Origin of the sequence: Pseudomonas orientalis (assembly GCF_022807995.1) — a bacterium.
Lineage (GTDB): Bacteria > Pseudomonadota > Gammaproteobacteria > Pseudomonadales > Pseudomonadaceae > Aquipseudomonas > Aquipseudomonas orientalis_B.
The window spans coordinates 1,408,701-1,426,171 of the sequence record NZ_CP094351.1 but is presented as its reverse complement, the minus strand read 5'-3'; the positions used below and the strand labels follow the sequence as shown (position 1 = coordinate 1,426,171).

At 59.4% G+C, this 17,471-nt stretch carries 15 protein-coding genes; all 15 read right to left on the bottom strand.

All coding sequences use genetic code 11. The features are described 5' to 3' along the window. Positions 1 to 58: 58 nt before the first annotated feature. The 15 genes from dnaE to tsf all read right to left on the bottom strand — a co-directional run bounded on the left by dnaE (position 59) and on the right by tsf (position 17,371). Entirely contained in the window at positions 59 to 3,580 is a 3,522-nt protein-coding gene (dnaE, locus tag MRY17_RS06205) for a DNA polymerase III subunit alpha (protein WP_181283447.1), read from the bottom strand. A gap of 78 nt (positions 3,581 to 3,658) precedes the next feature. Then, complete coding sequence (rnhB, locus tag MRY17_RS06200) at positions 3,659 to 4,291, bottom strand: ribonuclease HII (protein WP_191955302.1); 633 nt, start codon at positions 4,289 to 4,291, stop codon at positions 3,659 to 3,661. Then, complete coding sequence (lpxB, locus tag MRY17_RS06195) at positions 4,288 to 5,427, bottom strand: lipid-A-disaccharide synthase (protein WP_243353448.1); 1,140 nt, start codon at positions 5,425 to 5,427, stop codon at positions 4,288 to 4,290. The genes rnhB and lpxB overlap by 4 nt, the downstream gene beginning before the upstream one ends. Positions 5,428 to 5,429: 2 nt before the next feature. After that, entirely contained in the window at positions 5,430 to 6,206 is a 777-nt protein-coding gene (gene lpxA / locus MRY17_RS06190) for an acyl-ACP--UDP-N-acetylglucosamine O-acyltransferase (RefSeq protein ID WP_181283444.1), read from the bottom strand. Then, positions 6,203 to 6,643: a 3-hydroxyacyl-ACP dehydratase FabZ gene (fabZ, locus tag MRY17_RS06185; RefSeq protein WP_003172281.1), complete on the bottom strand. Its 441-nt coding sequence runs from the start codon at positions 6,641 to 6,643 to the stop codon at positions 6,203 to 6,205. Before fabZ ends, lpxA begins: the two co-directional genes overlap by 4 nt. Before the next feature lie 111 nt (positions 6,644 to 6,754). Then, positions 6,755 to 7,810 carry a UDP-3-O-(3-hydroxymyristoyl)glucosamine N-acyltransferase gene (gene lpxD / locus MRY17_RS06180; protein WP_181283443.1) on the bottom strand — a complete coding sequence of 352 codons (1,056 nt, stop codon included), beginning with the start codon at positions 7,808 to 7,810 and terminating at the stop codon, positions 6,755 to 6,757. 3 nt (positions 7,811 to 7,813) lie between these two features. Beyond that, positions 7,814 to 8,317 carry an OmpH family outer membrane protein gene (locus tag MRY17_RS06175; RefSeq protein WP_003189173.1) on the bottom strand — a complete coding sequence of 168 codons (504 nt, stop codon included), beginning with the start codon at positions 8,315 to 8,317 and terminating at the stop codon, positions 7,814 to 7,816. A gap of 45 nt (positions 8,318 to 8,362) precedes the next feature. Further along, complete coding sequence (gene bamA, locus MRY17_RS06170; RefSeq protein ID WP_104501947.1) at positions 8,363 to 10,750, bottom strand: outer membrane protein assembly factor BamA; 2,388 nt, start codon at positions 10,748 to 10,750, stop codon at positions 8,363 to 8,365. 74 nt (positions 10,751 to 10,824) lie between these two features. After that, complete coding sequence (rseP, locus tag MRY17_RS06165; protein WP_191951506.1) at positions 10,825 to 12,177, bottom strand: sigma E protease regulator RseP; 1,353 nt, start codon at positions 12,175 to 12,177, stop codon at positions 10,825 to 10,827. Positions 12,178 to 12,215: 38 nt separating this feature from the next. Beyond that, positions 12,216 to 13,421, bottom strand: a complete 1,206-nt coding sequence (gene ispC / locus MRY17_RS06160; RefSeq protein ID WP_243353447.1) for a 1-deoxy-D-xylulose-5-phosphate reductoisomerase — start codon at positions 13,419 to 13,421, stop codon at positions 12,216 to 12,218. Beyond that, positions 13,418 to 14,224, bottom strand: coding sequence for a phosphatidate cytidylyltransferase (locus MRY17_RS06155; protein WP_243353446.1), 807 nt, complete (start codon positions 14,222 to 14,224; stop codon positions 13,418 to 13,420). The genes ispC and MRY17_RS06155 overlap by 4 nt, the downstream gene beginning before the upstream one ends. Continuing rightward, on the bottom strand, positions 14,225 to 14,980 hold the full coding sequence (uppS, locus tag MRY17_RS06150; protein WP_057723202.1) for a polyprenyl diphosphate synthase: 756 nt from the start codon (positions 14,978 to 14,980) through the stop codon (positions 14,225 to 14,227). Between the two features lie 17 nt (positions 14,981 to 14,997). Next, positions 14,998 to 15,555 carry a ribosome recycling factor gene (gene frr / locus MRY17_RS06145; protein WP_181283439.1) on the bottom strand — a complete coding sequence of 186 codons (558 nt, stop codon included), beginning with the start codon at positions 15,553 to 15,555 and terminating at the stop codon, positions 14,998 to 15,000. Beyond that, positions 15,552 to 16,295, bottom strand: coding sequence for a UMP kinase (gene pyrH / locus MRY17_RS06140; protein WP_003172271.1), 744 nt, complete (start codon positions 16,293 to 16,295; stop codon positions 15,552 to 15,554). Before pyrH ends, frr begins: the two co-directional genes overlap by 4 nt. Positions 16,296 to 16,507: 212 nt before the next feature. Next, complete coding sequence (tsf, locus tag MRY17_RS06135; protein WP_181283438.1) at positions 16,508 to 17,371, bottom strand: translation elongation factor Ts; 864 nt, start codon at positions 17,369 to 17,371, stop codon at positions 16,508 to 16,510. Positions 17,372 to 17,471: the final 100 nt, after the last annotated feature.

Sequence of the window (17,471 nt, the reverse complement as noted above, 5' to 3'; positions counted from 1 at the left end):
GGGAGAGGCGCGTTCAGGTCGAGATTAAATGTTCAGCCGAGGTCAGGGGCACTGACCGTCAACGGTATTGGAGGAAGACGTTGTCTCGCCCGAACTGGTCACGCAAAGCTTGAATCAAGCCATCGGCCGGATCAATTCGCCAGGTCTCGCCAAACTGCAGCATGGCCTTGGCGTCGTTGCCGGTGTACTCCATGGTCACCGGACAGGCGCCACGGTGACGTTTGAGCAGGTCGCCCAACCAGCGTAGCTGATCACCCTTGAGTGCGTCGGTCTTGACCTTCAGTCGCAGGCTTTCGGCCAGATTGGTGCGTGCATCTTCCATGCTCATCACGCGCTTGATGCGCAGGCGCAGGCCGCCGGAGAAGTCGTCGTTGCTGACCTCCCCTTCCACCACCACCATGGCGTCGGTCTGCAGCAGCGACTGGGCGGAGTGGAACGCGTCGGCAAACAGCGAGGCTTCGATCCGGCCCGAGCGGTCATCCAGGGTGATGAAGCCCATCTTGTCGCCCTTCTTATTCTTCATCACGCGCAGGGCGATGATCATGCCCGCGACGGTCTGGGTATCGCGCGCCGGTTTCAGGTCGATGATGCGCTGGCGGGCAAAACGGCGGATCTCGCCCTCGTACTCGTCAATCGGGTGACCGGTGAGATAAAGGCCCAGGGTGTCTTTCTCGCCCTTGAGACGCTCCTTGAGGGTCAGCTCCTTGGCTTTGCGGTGGTTGGCATACACATCCGCGTCTTCTTCGACGAACAATCCGCCAAACAGGTCGGCGTGGCCGCTGTCATGGGTACGGGCGGTCTGTTCAGCGGCCTTGATCGCTTCTTCCATGGCGGTGAGCAATACCGCGCGATTGCGGTCGATATTGGCCTGGTAAGCCTTCGGCTCGTCATGGAAATACGGGCCAAGTCGATCCAGCGCGCCGCTGCGGATCAAGCCGTCGAGGGTACGTTTGTTGATACGCTTGAGGTCGACCCGCGCGCAGAAGTCGAACAGATCCTTGAAGGGCCCGTCCTGACGCGCTTCGGTGATGGCTTCCACCGGGCCTTCACCCACACCCTTGATCGCGCCGAGACCATAAATGATGCGGCCTTCGTCGTTCACCGTGAACTTGAACTCCGAGGCGTTCACGTCCGGCGCGTCGAGGCGCAGCTTCATGGTGCGCACTTCCTCGATCAAGGTCACGACCTTGTCGGTGTTGTGCATATCCGCCGAAAGTACCGCCGCCATGAACGGCGCCGGATAGTGGGCTTTCAGCCAGGCGGTCTGGTACGACACCAGGCCGTAGGCGGCGGAGTGGGATTTGTTGAAGCCGTAACCGGCGAATTTTTCCACCAGGTCGAAGATGTTACCGGCCAGGTCCGCGTCGATATTGTTGGTGGCGCACCCCTCGATGAAACCGCCGCGCTGCTTGGCCATTTCCTCGGGTTTCTTTTTACCCATGGCGCGACGCAGCATGTCGGCGCCGCCAAGGGTGTAGCCGGCCATCACCTGGGCGATCTGCATCACCTGTTCCTGATACAGGATGATGCCGTAGGTCGGCGCCAGTACCGGCTTGAGGCCTTCGTACTGATAGTCGGAGTGCGGGTACGCCAGTTCGGCGCGGCCGTGCTTGCGGTTGATGAAGTCATCCACCATGCCCGACTGCAGCGGCCCCGGACGGAACAGGGCCACCAGTGCAATCAAGTCTTCCAGGCAGTCGGGCTTGAGCTTTTTGATCAGCTCCTTCATGCCCCGGGATTCAAGCTGGAACACCGCCGTGGTTTCGGCTTTTTGCAGCAGGCTGTAGGTCGGTTTGTCGTCCAGCGGAATGAACGCGATATCCAGCGGTTCCTCGCCCACCTTGGCGCGGTCGCGGTTGATGGTCTTGAGCGCCCAGTCGATGATCGTCAGGGTACGCAGGCCGAGGAAGTCGAACTTCACCAGGCCGGCCGCCTCCACGTCATCCTTGTCGAACTGGGTAACCAGGCCGTCACCTTCTTCATCGCAGTAGATCGGCGAGAAGTCAGTCAGCTTGGTCGGCGCGATCACCACGCCGCCGGCGTGTTTACCGACGTTGCGCACCACCCCTTCGAGCTTGCGCGCCATGTCCCAGATTTCGGCAGCTTCTTCATCGACCTTGATGAAGTCGCGCAGGATTTCTTCCTGCTCGTAGGCCTTTTCCAGGGTCATGCCGACTTCGAACGGAATCATCTTCGACAGGCGGTCGGCCAGCCCGTAGGACTTGCCCTGCACCCGGGCCACGTCGCGGATTACCGCCTTGGCGGCCATGGAACCGAAGGTGATGATCTGGCTCACCGCGTTGCGGCCGTACTTTTCGGCCACGTATTCGATCACGCGGTCACGACCGTCCATGCAGAAGTCGACGTCGAAGTCGGGCATGGAAACCCGTTCCGGGTTCAGGAAGCGTTCGAACAGCAGGTCATATTCCAACGGGTCAAGGTCGGTGATCTTCTGCACGTAGGCCACCAACGAGCCCGCACCTGACCCCCGGCCCGGACCTACCGGTACGCCGTTGTTCTTGGCCCACTGGATAAAGTCCATCACGATCAGGAAGTAACCGGGGAACCCCATCTGGATAATGATATCCAGCTCGAAATTCAGCCGATCGACGTAGACCTGGCGCTTGGCCTCGTAGTCTTCGGTAGTGTCCTTGGGCAACAGGACGCGCAGGCGATCCTCCAGGCCATCGAACGACACCTTGCGAAAGTACTCGTCGATGGTCATGCCATCGGGAATCGGGAAGTTGGGCAGGAAGTGCTTGCCCAGCTTCACCTCGATATTGCAGCGCTTGGCGATTTCGACCGAGTTTTCGAGGGCCTCGGGCAGGTCGCTGAACAGTTCGGCCATTTCTTCGGCGCTTTTGAGGTACTGCTCTTCGCTGTAGTTCTTTGAACGGCGCGGGTCGTCCAGGGCGCGGCCTTCACCGATGCACACGCGGGTTTCGTGGGCTTCGAAATCTTCCTTCTTGATAAAGCGCACATCGTTGGTCGCCACCAGCGGCGCGCCCAGCTTGTCGGCCAGGGCCACGGCGGCGTGCAGATGCTCTTCATCGTTGGGACGATTGGTGCGCTGCACTTCGAGGTAAAAGCGGTCGGGAAAGACCTGCATCCACTCACGGGCGAGCACTTCGGCTTCATGCGGGTTACCGCCAAGCAGCGCGATACCAATCTCGCCCTCCTTGGCAGCCGAGAGCATGATCACGCCCTCACTGGCTTCGGCCACCCACTCGCGCTCGATGATGATCGAGCCATTGCGCTGACCATCAATAAAGCCACGGGAAATCAGTTCGGTCAGGTTGCGGTAACCCACGCCATTCATCGCCAGCAGGCTGATGCGGCTCAGGGGGTTATCAGGGTCCTTGTTGGACAGCCACAGGTCGGCGCCACAGATCGGCTTGATGCCTGCGCCCATGGCGTTTTTGTAGAACTTGACCAGGGAGCACATGTTGTTCTGGTCGGTAACCGCCACCGCCGGCATGTTCATGCCCACCAGGGTCTTGACCAGCGGCTTGATTCGCACAAGGCCGTCGACCAGGGAGTATTCAGTGTGCAGGCGCAGATGAACGAATGAAGCCGGCATAGTGATCCTGTGCAGTAACGTGGAAACAACAAGGCCCGGGATTGTACCGGGCCTTGAGCAAAACATCAGCCTGGCGGACTAGACCTCGATGAGGCTCTCGCGCAGCTCATAAGCCTGGCGCACCGGGGCGAACGAGCGGCGATGGATCGGCGTAGGGCCGAGTCGTGCCAGCGCTTCCAGATGAACGGGCGTCGGGTAGCCTTTGTGGCCGCCCATGCCGTAGCCCGGGTAAACCAGATCAAAAGCGGCCATCTCGCGGTCGCGGCTGACCTTGGCCAGAATCGACGCTGCGGCAATGGCTGGCACCTTGCTGTCGCCCTGGACCACGGCCTCGGCGCGCATCGTCAGTTTGGGGCACCGGTTACCGTCGATCATCGCCAGCCTGGGCGTGATGTGCAGCCCTTCAACCGCCCGCTGCATGGCAAGCATGGTGGCGTGCAGGATGTTCAGCTCGTCGATCTCTTCCACTTCCGCCCGAGCGATGTGCCAACTCAGGGCCTTCTCACATATTTCGTCATAGAGCTTTTCACGACGGGCCTCAGTGAGTTTTTTCGAATCATTAAGGCCCAGGATCGGACGGCTCGGGTCGAGGATCACCGCCGCCGTCACGACTGCGCCGCACAACGGGCCGCGCCCGACTTCGTCGACACCCGCCACCAGCTCGTGGGCCTGTGCAACCAGGCTGAAATCCAGGCCCATCTGCGTGCTCATAAGGCTTCCTGTTTATGGCCGATCAGGTTCAGCACCGCATCCGCCGCCTGGTTCGAGGCATCACGGCGCAAGGTGCGGTGAATATCGTCGAAACCACGGGTCTGCTCTTCGCCGCCATCAATCAAGGGTAGTAGAGTTTGCGCAAGGGCTTCAGGGGTCGCATCGTCCTGCAACAACTCCGGTACCAACAACCGCTGGGCCAGCAGATTGGGCAAGGAAATATACGGGCTCTTGACCATCTTTTTGAGAATCCAGAAGGTCAGCGGCGCCAGACGATAGGCCACGACCATTGGACGCTTGTACAACAGGGCTTCCAGAGTTGCAGTGCCCGACGCGATCAATACGGCATCGCAAGCAGCCAGGGCCAGGTGCGACTGACCGTCGAGCAGGGTCAACGGCAGGTTGCGCCCCTCGAGCAGTGTTTCAATTTGCGCGCGCCGCTGCGGGCTGGCGCACGGCAGCACAAAGCGAATGCCTGGCTTGAGTGCTTGCAGACGTTCGGCGGCATCAAAAAACAGGCCGCCCAGTCGCCCGACCTCACCCCCTCGGCTACCCGGCATCAACGCGACCAGCGGGCCAGTAGCCAACCCCAGCTCGGTACGCGCCGCATCACGGTCAGCCTGCAAAGGAATGGCATCGGCCAGGGTATGGCCGACGAACCGCACCGGCACGCCCCTCTCTTCGTAGAACCTGGCCTCGAAGGGCAGCAGGGTCAGCATCAAGTCGCAGCCTTCGCGAATCTTCAGTACACGCTTTTGCCGCCACGCCCATACGGACGGGCTGACATAGTGCACGGTCCTGATCCCGGCCTGACGCAGCTTGAGTTCAATGTTGAGGGTGAAATCCGGGGCATCGATACCGATAAAAACATCGGGCCTTTCGTCAATCAGCGTCTTGATCAGTAGCTTGCGTCGAGCGAGTAATTCACGCAGGCGCCCCAGCACTTCAACCAACCCCATGACCGACAGGCGCTCCATTGGAAAGTAGGAGGTGAGACCCTCGGCCTGCATCAACGGGCCGCCGACGCCGATAAATTCGATTGCCGGGTGCTGGACTTTCAGCGCCCGCATCAAACCGGCGCCGAGAATATCGCCGGAAGCTTCCCCGGCAACTAATGCGATACGCAACTTGGCCATGATCAGCGGGTAATACCGCGAGTCGACGCCTGGATCGAGTCACGAAACACCGCGACTTCCGGGAACGTCACTGCCGGCTCGGCCAGTTCGATCAGGGCCTGCTCAACCGTCAGCCCTTGACGGTAAACCGTCTTGTAAGCGCGGCGCAGGGCCTGGATTGCGTCGTCGCTGAAACCGCGACGGCGCATGCCTTCGAAATTCATGCTGCGGGCTTCGGCAGGGTTGCCGAACACCGTGACGAACGCAGGGACATCCTTGCCGATGGCGGTGCCCATGCCGGAAAAGCTGTGGGCGCCGATATGGCAATATTGATGCACCAGGGTAAAACCGGACAGGATTGCCCAGTCATCCACATGCACATGCCCGGCCAACGCGGTGTTGTTGACCAGAATGCAATGGTTGCCAATCACGCTGTCGTGGCCGATATGCGCATAGGCCATCACCAGGTTGTGATCACCCAGCGTGGTCTCGGCGCGGTCCTGCACAGTGCCACGGTGAATGGTCACGCCTTCACGGATGATGTTGTGGTCACCAATGACCAGGCGTGTCTCTTCACCCTTGTACTTCATGTCCGGGGTGTCTTCGCCTACCGAGGAAAACTGGTAGATGCGATTGTATTTGCCAATGCGGGTCGGCCCCTTAAGGATCACGTGCGGCCCGATGACAGTCCCCTCGCCGATTTCCACACCTGCGCCGACGATCGACCAGGGGCCGACCTCAACGTCGGCGGCCAGTACGGCCGACGGATCGATGATTGCGCGAGGGTCAATCAAACTCATAGTTTGCGTTCCGCACAGATGATCTCGGCAGAGCACACCGGCTTGCCATCCACCGAAGCCTGGCATTCGAACTTCCAGATCTGGCGCTTGCAGCTGATGAACTTGGCTTCCAGGATCAACTGGTCACCCGGGGTAACCGGATTGCGGAAACGCAACTTGTCCGAGCCCACGAAATAGTAGAGCGTGCCGTCGGCAGGCTTGAGGTCAAGCATTTTGAAACCAAGAATACCGGCAGCCTGGGCCATTGCTTCGATGATCAACACGCCCGGCATGATGGGGTGCGCAGGAAAGTGGCCATTGAAAAACGGTTCGTTGATGCTGACATTCTTGTAGGCACGAATGCGCTTTTCCTCAACATTGAGGTCCACTACACGATCCACCAGCAGGAACGGATAACGGTGAGGCAGGTATTCGCGAATCTCGTTGATGTCCATCATTTCGGGGGGAAGCCTGTAATAAAGATTGGGGGCGGGCGGACTAAAAGCACGCCCCGCTAGCAAATCAAGGAGGCAGTCTATCGGCTGTGCACACTTGATATGGAAATGGTATCAGCCTTCTGATGAAGCATTACCGCCAGGGGTCACGTCCCCAACACGCTTTTCCAGCTGTTTGAGACGTCGAGCCATGTCGTCGAGCTGTCTCAGACGCGCCGCACTCTTGCGCCATTCAGCCGCAGGCTGCATGGCGGTACCGGATGAATAAGCCCCAGGCTCGGTGATCGAGTGAGTGACCATGGTCATGCCGGTGATGAAGACGTTGTCGCAAATATCGATATGCCCCACCAGCCCAACGCCCCCGGCGAGCATGCAATGCTTGCCGATTTTAGTGCTGCCGGAAATTCCCACGCAGGCAGCCATGGCGGTGTGGTCGCCAATCTGCACGTTGTGGGCGATCTGGATCTGGTTGTCGAGCTTCACGCCATTGCCAATCACGGTGTCGGCCAGGGCCCCGCGGTCGACCGCAGTGTTGACACCGATTTCCACGTCGTCGCCGATCAATACGCCGCCGACCTGGGCAATCTTGTGCCAGACACCTTTGGCATTGGCAAAGCCGAAGCCTTCACCGCCGATCACTGCACCCGACTGAATGACCACCCGCTGCCCGATACGCACATCGTGGTAAAGGGTAACGCGCGGCGCCAGCCAGCCATCGGCGCCGATTTCGCAGCGCGCACCAATAAAGCAGTGCGCGCCTACGGTGACGCCGGCGCCAATGCGCGCCCCACTCTCGATGACCGCGAAGGCGCCAATGCTGGCCGCAGGGTCAACCTGGGCATCATCGGCAATCACGGCAGACGGGTGAATACCGCCGGCAGCCTTCGGCTTGGGATCGAACAGATGTGACGCCTTGGCGTACGACAGGTACGGGTCGGCCACCACCAGCGCATCCCCAACAAACCCTTCGGCGTCAGCGGCCTTCAGCAACACGGCTGCGGCTTGGCAATCGACCAGGTATTTACGGTATTGAGGGTTTGCGAGGAAGCTCAACTGAGCTGGGCCAGCCTCCTGCAAGGTGGCTAGCCCAGTGATTTCCTTCTCCTTGGAGCCACGCAAGGTGGCCCCCAGGAACTCGGCCAACTCGCCGAGCTTGATAGTCGCGGTCATGGCTTACTTCAGCTGGTTCATGCGCTCGATCACCTGGCGGGTGATGTCGTATTGAGGTTTGACGTCAATGACGGCGCCACGCTCGAACACCAGGTCAAAGGCACCCTTCTTGATGACTTCTTCCACGGCGCTGTCGAGCTTGGGCTTGAGCTGCTTGAGCATTTCGCGGTCGGCAACAGCCTTGGCTTCGTTCAGCTCCTTGGACTGGAACTGGTAGTCACGGGCCTTTTGCTTGAACTCAAGCTCCAGACGCTCGCGCTCGCCTTGCTGCATCTTGTCGCCACCGGCAACCAGACGGTCCTGAATGCCCTTGGCGCTGCTTTCCAGAGTCTTGAGCTTGGTCAGTTGAGGACCGAATTTCTTCTCGGCATCCACGGCGTAGCGCTTGGCCGCATCAGATTCCAGCAGGGCCATCTGATAGTTCAGCACGGCGATTTTCATTTCGGCGAAGGCCGGGGTGGTTACCAGCACAGTGGCCAGCAGGACCAATTGAGTCAACTTACGCACGATGTACTCCTACAGAATCCGTTGTCGTTATCTTAGGTCAGACGCTTAGAACGTCTGGCCAAGGGAGAATTGGAAAATCTGGGTTTCAGCGTTATCCGGTTTCTTGATCGGCATGGCCAGAGCAAAGCTCAACGGGCCCAGCGCGGTCACCCAGGTCACACCCACACCCACGGAGCTCGCCAGATTGCTGAGGCTCACGTCGTTGCATTGGGTGTTGGAGCGCGAACCGTTGGGGTTGGTGACCTGTTCACACTTGGAGTCGAACACGTTACCCACGTCCCAGAAGACCGAAGTACGCAGGGAACGCTGATCTTTCACGAATGGCAGCGGGAACAGGATTTCCGCCCCCCCCTGGATCAATACGTTACCGCCAAACGGCAGCGGGTCGTTATCAGAGTCAACCACGGTGCCTTGGTTACCGGTCGCAGCAAAACCACGGCTCGGCGTACCACGAGGACCCAAGGTGCTGTCCTTGAAGCCACGTACCGAGTTGAAGCCACCCGCGTAGTAGTTTTCATAGAACGGCAAGCCATTGGTCGAACCATAACCGTCGCCATAGCCCAGCTCGGTGTGCAGGCGCATGGTGTAGTTGTCGCTCAACGGCTGGAACAACTGGCCGCGATAATCGAGCTTGAAGAACGACAGGTCGCTGCCCGGCGTGGTGACTTCCGCAGTCAGGCTCTGGGAATGGCCACGGGTTGCCAGTACGCCTTTGTTCAGGGTCGACTCGGACCAGCCGGCAGACGCCTTGAAGTTCAGGAACTTGTCGCCTTCACGGCGGGTGAAGTCGAAAATCTCATCCACGGTGTAGACACCGGTCTTGATCTCATCCTGCTGCGCGGTCAGGCCGAAGGTGAGACGCGAGGTCTCGCTGATCGGGTAACCCACGTTCACACCGGCACCGAGGCTGTCGATCGCATAGCTTGCAACGTCAACGTCGAGGTCTTTGTAGTCGGTGGTGCGATAGAAGGCGTTGTAGCCCAGGCTCACACCGTCTGCAGTCCAGTAGGGGTCGGTGTAGCCGAAGTTGTATCGGCTCTGGTATTCGCTTCGGGTCAGGCCGATGGAGACACGGTTACCGGTACCGAGGAAGTTGTTCTGGGTAATGGAACCACCCAGGATCAAACCGGCGCTCTGGGCGAAACCGACGCTGGCGGTGATCGAGCCCGAGGCTTGTTCTTCAACGGCGTAGTTCACGTCGACCTGGTCATCCACACCCGGCACGGCCGGGGTTTCAACGTTGACTTCCTTGAAGAAGCCCAGGCGCTCAAGACGGGTCTTGGATTGATCGATCAGGTAAGTCGACGCCCAGCCGCCTTCCATCTGGCGCATTTCACGACGCAGCACTTCGTCCGAGGACTTGGTGTTGCCACGGAAGTTGATGCGGTTGACGTAGGCACGCTTGCCCGGATCGACGACGAACGTGATGTCCACGGTGTGGTCTTCATCGTTCGGGGTCGGCACGCCGTTGACGTTGGCGAAGGTATAGCCTTCGTTACCCAGGCGACGGGTGATCAGCTCGGAAGTGGTGGTCATCAGCTTGCGCGAGAACACCTGGTCCTTCTGGACCAGCAGCAGGGACTTGACCTGGTCTTCAGGCACTTTCAAGTCACCGCTGAGCTTGACGTCACGAACCTTGTACTTCTCGCCTTCGTTGACGTTGACAGTGATGTAGACGTGCTTCTTGTCCGGGGTAATGGACACCTGGGTCGAAGCGATGTCCATATTGATGTAGCCACGGTCCAGGTAGTAGGAGCGCAGGCGCTCCAGGTCACCGGACAGTTTCTCACGGGCGTACTTGTCATCGTTCTTGAAGAACGACAACCAGTTGGTGGTCTTGAGCTCGAACAGGCCGATCAGGTCTTCATCAGCGAACTTGGTGTTGCCCACCACGTTGATATGCTGAATGGCCGCCACGGTGCCTTCATTGATGTTGACCTTCAGGCCTACCCGGTTACGCGGCTGCGGAATCACTTCCGTTTCCACGCTCGCCGAGTAACGGCCCTGGGCAACGTACTGGCGTTGCAGCTCGTTACGCACACCTTCAAGGGTGGCGCGCTGGAAGATCTCGCCCTCGGCCAGGCCCGACTGCTTCAACCCTTTCATCAGGTCTTCAGTGGAGATGGCCTTGTTGCCTTCGATCGTGATGCTCGCGACGGAAGGACGCTCGACGACCGTGATGACCAGGACATTGCCTTCGCGACCCAGTTGGATATCTTGGAAGAACCCGGTTTTGAACAGCGCACGAGTGGATTCCACCAGGCGACGATCATCAGCCTGTTCCCCGACGTTCAACGGCAAGGCACCAAAGACGCTACCCGCGGAAACCCGCTGGAGGCCGTTGACGCGAATATCGGAGATGGTGAAGGACTCGGCGTGAACTTCGGCGATCATCAATACGGTGAGAACCGCAGTTAGCAGCAGACGTTTCATGAAGTCCTTTCTTATTCCAACTGGCAATAAACAAACTGCCGCAAAATGCGGCAGATTCGCAATTCAGCGAAGCGTTACAGTCGTCCCAGATCGTTGACCAGAGCTAACAACATCACTCCGACCACCAAACTGATACCGATCTGTATCCCCCAACCCTGCACCCGATCCGACAAGGGGCGACCACGCACCCACTCGACCAGATAAAACAGCAGATGCCCCCCATCCAATACAGGAATGGGCAGCAAATTCAGAACTCCAAGGCTGATACTCAAATAAGCCAGGAAATTCAGGAAATCCGCGACACCCGACTGGGCAGAAGCGCCCGCCACTTTAGCAATGGTTATCGGTCCACTCAAGTTTTTTACCGAGAGCTCGCCGAACAACATTTTCTTGAGGGATTCGAGGGTCAGCACGCTCATGGTCCAAGTGCGTTTGGCACCCTCGCCAATCGCGGCCAACGGCCCGAAGCTGACCTCTCGCACCATCGATGGCGGCCACTCGACACCTTTGACTCCGGCACCCAGGTAACCCCCCGCCGCCTTGGCCTCCCCACGAACCGACAAGGTCACAGGGACGTCGATTTGAGCACCTTCACGCTCAACTTTCAGCACAATTTTGGTATCAGGACGTACACGCACCAGGTCGACCACTTGCTGCCAGTCACCCAGTGACTGACCATCAAGGGCCAACAGACGGTCGCCGGTTTTAAGGCCAGCGGCCTGGGCCGGACCTTTGGGGTCCAGTTCGGCCAGTACTGGCGGCAACGCCGGACGCCATGGACGGATGCCCAGGGATTTGATCGGGTCCGGCTCGTCAGCACCTTGAAGCCAATGGTCCAAAGCCAGCTCACGCGGGCTTTCGGCACTGGCGTCCTGCTCGCGCACCACCACATTGACGGTACCGCTCTCGCCCAGTCGACGCACCAACTGCAAATTGACCGCGCCCCAACCGGTGGTGGGTTCGCCATCAATGGAAACAATTTCCTGCCCTGCTACCAGCCCGGCCTTGGCCGCAATACTGCCGGACTCGACCGCGCCGATGACCGGGCGCACTTGCTCGCTGCCCATCATGGCAAGGACCCAGAAAAACACCATCGCCAACAAAAAGTTGGCAATCGGGCCGGCAGCTACAATGGCGATACGCTGACGAACAGTCTTGCGGTTGAAGGATTGGTCCAACTGATCCGCAGGCACTTCCCCTTCTCGTTCATCGAGCATCTTTACATAGCCACCCAACGGGATGGCTGCGATCACGAACTCGGTGCCACGACGATCATGCCAGCGAACCAGCGGCATGCCGAAACCGACGGAAAAGCGCAATACCTTGACGCCGCAACGACGCGCCACCCAGAAGTGGCCGAATTCGTGGAAGGTAACCAGCACACCCAGAGCAACCAGGGTGCCGACAATCATGTAGAGCGCACTCATCTAATTTCTCCGCATTTCAATCCGATGCCTGAAGGCGCTCACCCGCCCACAGCCTGACGCGCGTTGCGGTCCAGCCATTGCTCGGCCAGGGTCCGGGCCTTGGAGTCCGCCTCGAACACGGCCCCCAGATCATTCACCCTCACTACCGGCTCAAGGTTCAGAACGTCCTCGATGATACTCGCGATCTGCGGAAAGCGGATGCGCCGTTCGAGAAACGCCGCCACGGCCACTTCATTGGCTGCATTAAGCATGGCTGGCGCACTGTTACCCGCCTCGGCCGCTTGACGGGCCAGACGCAGACAGGGGAAGCGCTGCTCGTCCGGCGCCTGGAAATCCAGGCGCGCAATTGCAAACAAATCCAACGGCGCCACACCAGAGTCAATACGTTCCGGCCAGGCCAAGGCATTGGCGATCGGCGTGCGCATATCGGGGTTGCCCAATTGCGCCAGTACCGAGCCGTCCACGTAATCAACCAGGGAATGAATCACGCTTTGCGGGTGAATCACCACTTCCACCTGATCAGGCCGCGCATCGAACAACCAGCACGCCTCGATCAGCTCCAGCCCTTTGTTCATCATGCTTGCCGAGTCCACGGAGATTTTTCGCCCCATGGACCAGTTCGGATGCGCACACGCCTGGTCCGGCGATACATGCTCCAGCTCATTCAGCGGAGTTTGCCGGAAGGGGCCACCGGAAGCCGTCAGCAAAATCCGGCGCACACCCACCTGGCTCAAGCCACGGGCGAAATCGGCGGGCATGCACTGGAAGATTGCGTTGTGCTCGCTGTCGAGGGGCAACAGAACCGCACCGCTCTTGCGCACGGCCTGCATAAAGAGGGCACCGGACATGACCAGCGCTTCTTTGTTGGCCAGCAGAATTTTTTTGCCCGCGTCGACGGCGGCCAGCGTGGGACGCAAACCTGCCGCCCCGACTATGGCCGCCACCACTGTATCCACTTCGGCATCCGCCGACACCTGGCACAGCCCTTCCTCACCCACCAACACTTGAGTGGCAAGCCCGGCAGCGCGCAGATCATCCTGCAGGCCACGCGCGGCAGCTGCCTGCGGCACCACGGCAAAACGCGGCGAGTGGCGCACGCACAGCGCCAGCAGTTCGCTCATACGCGTGAAGCCGGTCAGGGCAAACACTTGATAACGATCAGGATGACGAGCGATGACATCCAGACTGCTCAACCCCACCGAGCCCGTCGCGCCCAGCACGGTGACCTGTTGCAGGCGGCTCACGAAGCGATCGTCCACAACAACACGGCAAAGATCGGCAACGCAGCGGTGAGGCTATCGATACGGTCCAGCACACCACCGTGACCTGGCAGCAGGTTACTGCTGTCCTTGATCCCGGCCTGACGCTTGAACATGCTTTCGGTGAGGTCTCCCACCACCGAAATGAATACGACAACGGCAGTCCCCAACAAGGCCAGGAAAATCTGCTTCACCGACCAGTCGCGCAGCACACCGACCACCAACGCAATCAACAGCGTCAAGGCCAGTCCGCCGTATACCCCTTCCCAGCTCTTGCCCGGGCTGACGGCCGGCGCCAGCTTACGCTTGCCAAAGGCACGACCCGAAAAGTAGGCGCCGATGTCAGCACCCCAAACCAGCACCATGACGGCCAGGATCAATTCGTTGCCATTCGGGAAACGCTTGATTTCCACCAGCCCTTGCCAGGCCGGCAGCAGGATCAGCAAGCCGATTACCAACTTGCACGCCACACTGGACCACTGGCCGCTGGTACGCGGATAGGTCAGCACCAGGAACGTCGCCGTGGCCCACCACAGTACCGCCGCGCCCAGCACCCAGGGCGCAATATCGGGGAGGATGTACATCAGGAACAGCAACAGCGCGACGACCGCGGCATACGCCATACGTGGCAATTGATCGCCGAACCCCGCCAGACGTGCCCACTCCCATGCGCCGAGGGTGACGACCAGGCCGATGAACAGCGCAAAACCGGAACCCTCGAGCAGGAAAAAACCGCACAAGGCAATCGGCAGCAGGATCAGTGCCGTGATGATTCGTTGTTTAAGCATTTAAACCCGGGCTCCAGCTTCGATCTGCTCGCTCGTTTTACCGAAGCGACGCTGACGGGAAGCGAAATCGGCCAGCGCATTGCGCATGGCATCGTGTTTGAAGTCCGGCCAGAACAGGTCGGAGAAGTACAACTCGGTATAGGCCAACTGCCACAGCAGGAAATTGCTGATGCGATGCTCGCCACCGGTACGGATGCACAAGTCCGGCAACGGCAGGTCGCCGGTCACGAGGCAGGTTTGCAACAGCTCGGGCGTGATGTCGTCGGGCCGCAGATGACCGGCCTGCACTTCGCGGGCCAATCGCTGCGCGGCCTGGGCGATGTCCCACTGGCCACCGTAGTTGGCAGCGATCTGCAGCACAAAACGGTTGCTGCCGGCAGTGATAGCCTCGGCTTCACGCATGGCCGCCTGCAGTTCCGGATGGAACCGCGAGCGATCACCAATGATGCGCAGGCTGATGCCGTTGTCATTGAGGCGCTTGGCCTCACGACGCAGCGCCTTGAAGAACAGGTCCATCAAGGCGCTGACCTCTTCGGCAGGCCGTTGCCAGTTCTCACTGGAAAAGGCAAACAGCGTCAGCACTTCGACCTTGGCCTCGGCACACACTTCGATGACAGCGCGCACCGCATCGACACCCGCTTTATGCCCGGCGACACCCGGCATAAAGCGCTTCTTCGCCCAGCGATTATTCCCGTCCATGATGATCGCGACATGGCGCGGCACCACAGAGGGCACAGTCTGCTTGGTCTTTTCCATGAAGGCGTCCTGACCCCTTATACGGCCATCAGGTCCTTTTCTTTTTCTTCGGTGGCCTTGGTGATCTGGGCCTCCGCATCCTTGGTCAGCTTATCGATGTCGGCAACGGCGCGACGTTCTTCGTCTTCGCTGATTTCCTTGTCCTTGACCAGCTTCTTCAGATCGCCCAAGGCATCGCGACGGATATTGCGCACGGCAACGCGTGCATCTTCAGCCGCGCTGCGCGCCTGCTTGGTGAAGCCCTTGCGGGTTTCTTCGGTCAGGGCAGGCATGGAAATCAACAGCAACTCGCCCAGGTTGGTCGGGTTGAGGTTCAAGCCGGCGCTCTGGATGGCCTTGTCGACAGCGCCGAGCATGTTGCGCTCGAAAGCCACGACTTGCAGGGTGCGCGAATCTTTTACGGTGATGTTGGCCACCTGGGTGATGGAGGTGTCCGTGCCGTAGTACGGCACCATCACGCTGCCCAGGATGCTCGGGTGCGCCTTGCCGGTACGGATCTGGCCGAACGCGTGGCTCAGAGACTCCAGGGATTTTTGCATACGCTCTTGAGCGTCTTTCTTGATTTCATTGATCATTGTTGGCCTTCCTCGATCAGAGTCCCTTCCGCGCCGCCGTGTACGATATTCAGCAGGGCGCCGGGCTTGTTCATGTTAAATACGCGCAGCGGCATCTTGTGGTCGCGGCACAGGCAGATAGCCGTCAGGTCCATCACACCCAGCTTGCGATCCAGTACTTCATCGTAGGTCAGATGATCGAACTTCTCGGCATGCGGGTCCTTGAATGGATCTGCAGTGTATACGCCATCCACCTTGGTCGCCTTGAGCACCACGTCGGCGTCGATTTCGATAGCGCGCAGGCACGCCGCCGAATCGGTGGTGAAAAACGGGTTACCGGTGCCTGCGGCGAAGATCACCACTTCCTTGGCGTTCAGGTGGCGCATGGCTTTGCGGCGATCGTAGTGATCGGTCACGCCAACCATGGAAATCGCCGACATCACGATGGCCGAGATATTGGCACGCTCCAGGGCGTCACGCATGGCCAGGGCGTTCATCACAGTAGCCAGCATGCCCATGTGGTCGCCAGTGACCCGATCCATGCCGGCAGCACTCAGCGCCGCACCGCGGAACAGGTTGCCACCGCCGATCACCAGGCCTACCTGAACACCGATACCGACCAATTGGCCGACTTCGAGCGCCATGCGGTCAAGCACCTTGGGGTCGATCCCGAACTCTTCCGAGCCCATCAGGGCCTCGCCGCTGAGCTTGAGTAGAATGCGTTTATAGCGAGCCTGATAACCACTGCCCTGCTGAGCCATTGCGAATCTCTCCTGCGGCGTATGTTCTAAAAAATTCTTGGCGAGCCGTTTACGGCTTGCGTTCACTCTAGCTGGACGCTATCACAGCGCCATCGGAACACGGCTTTGTAAGCCAGTTCCGGCGGGAAGCCAAATAAAATTAGCCTTCCCATTTGAAAAGAGGCTGCGCGCGTGAGCGGGCAGCCTCTTTCGGGCGACAGTTGAAAACTGTCTTATTGCTTGGCGGCAGCCAGCTGGGCAGCAACTTCTTCAGCGAAGTTGTCGACCGGCTTCTCGATGCCTTCGCCTACCTTGAAGTAGGTGAAGGAAACGATTTCAGCACCGGCTTTCTTGGCCAGTTCGCCGACCTTGATTTCAGGGTTCTTCACGAACGCCTGCTCAACCAGGCTCGCTTCAGCCAGGAACTTGCTGATGCGGCCCTTGATCATGTTTTCAACGATGTTCTCTGGCTTGCCGGCGATCTTGTCGGCGTTCAGGCTCAGGAACACGGCTTTTTCACGTTCGATTGCGTCGGCGGACACTTCCGAAGGCAGCAGGAACTCAGGGTTGCTGGCCGCTACGTGCATAGCGATGTCTTTGGCCAGCTCAACATTGCCGCCCTTCAGAACAACGGCTACGCCGATCTTGTTGCCGTGCAGGTAGCCACCAACAACGTCACCTTCGACCCGAACCAGGCGACGGATGTTGACGTTTTCGCCAACCTTGCCGACCAGTACCAGGCGATCGGCTTCTTGAGCTTCGATCAGCGGAGCGGCGTCAGTCATTTTCTCGGCGAACGCTTTTTCAACGCTGGCAGCAACGAATGCCTTGAAGTCGTCCTGCAGAGCCAGGAAGTCGGTCTGGGAGTTCACTTCCAGCAGAACGGCGGACTTGCCGTCTTCTTTCAGAGCGATCGCGCCTTCAGCAGCGACGTTGCCAGCTTTCTTGGCAGCCTTGATGGCGCCGGAAGCACGCATGTCGTCGATGGCTTTTTCGATGTCGCCGCCGGCCTTGGTCAAGGCCTTTTTGCAATCCATCATGCCTTCGCCGGTACGCTCACGCAGTTCTTTAACCAACGCTGCAGTAATCTCTGCCATTTCAAAATCCTCTTGGATAGGTTTTCAACCATTCCACCCGATCAAACGGGCGATCAATTCTTCCCGAATCACCCTTGTAGGCCGCTGCACGTTACAGTCG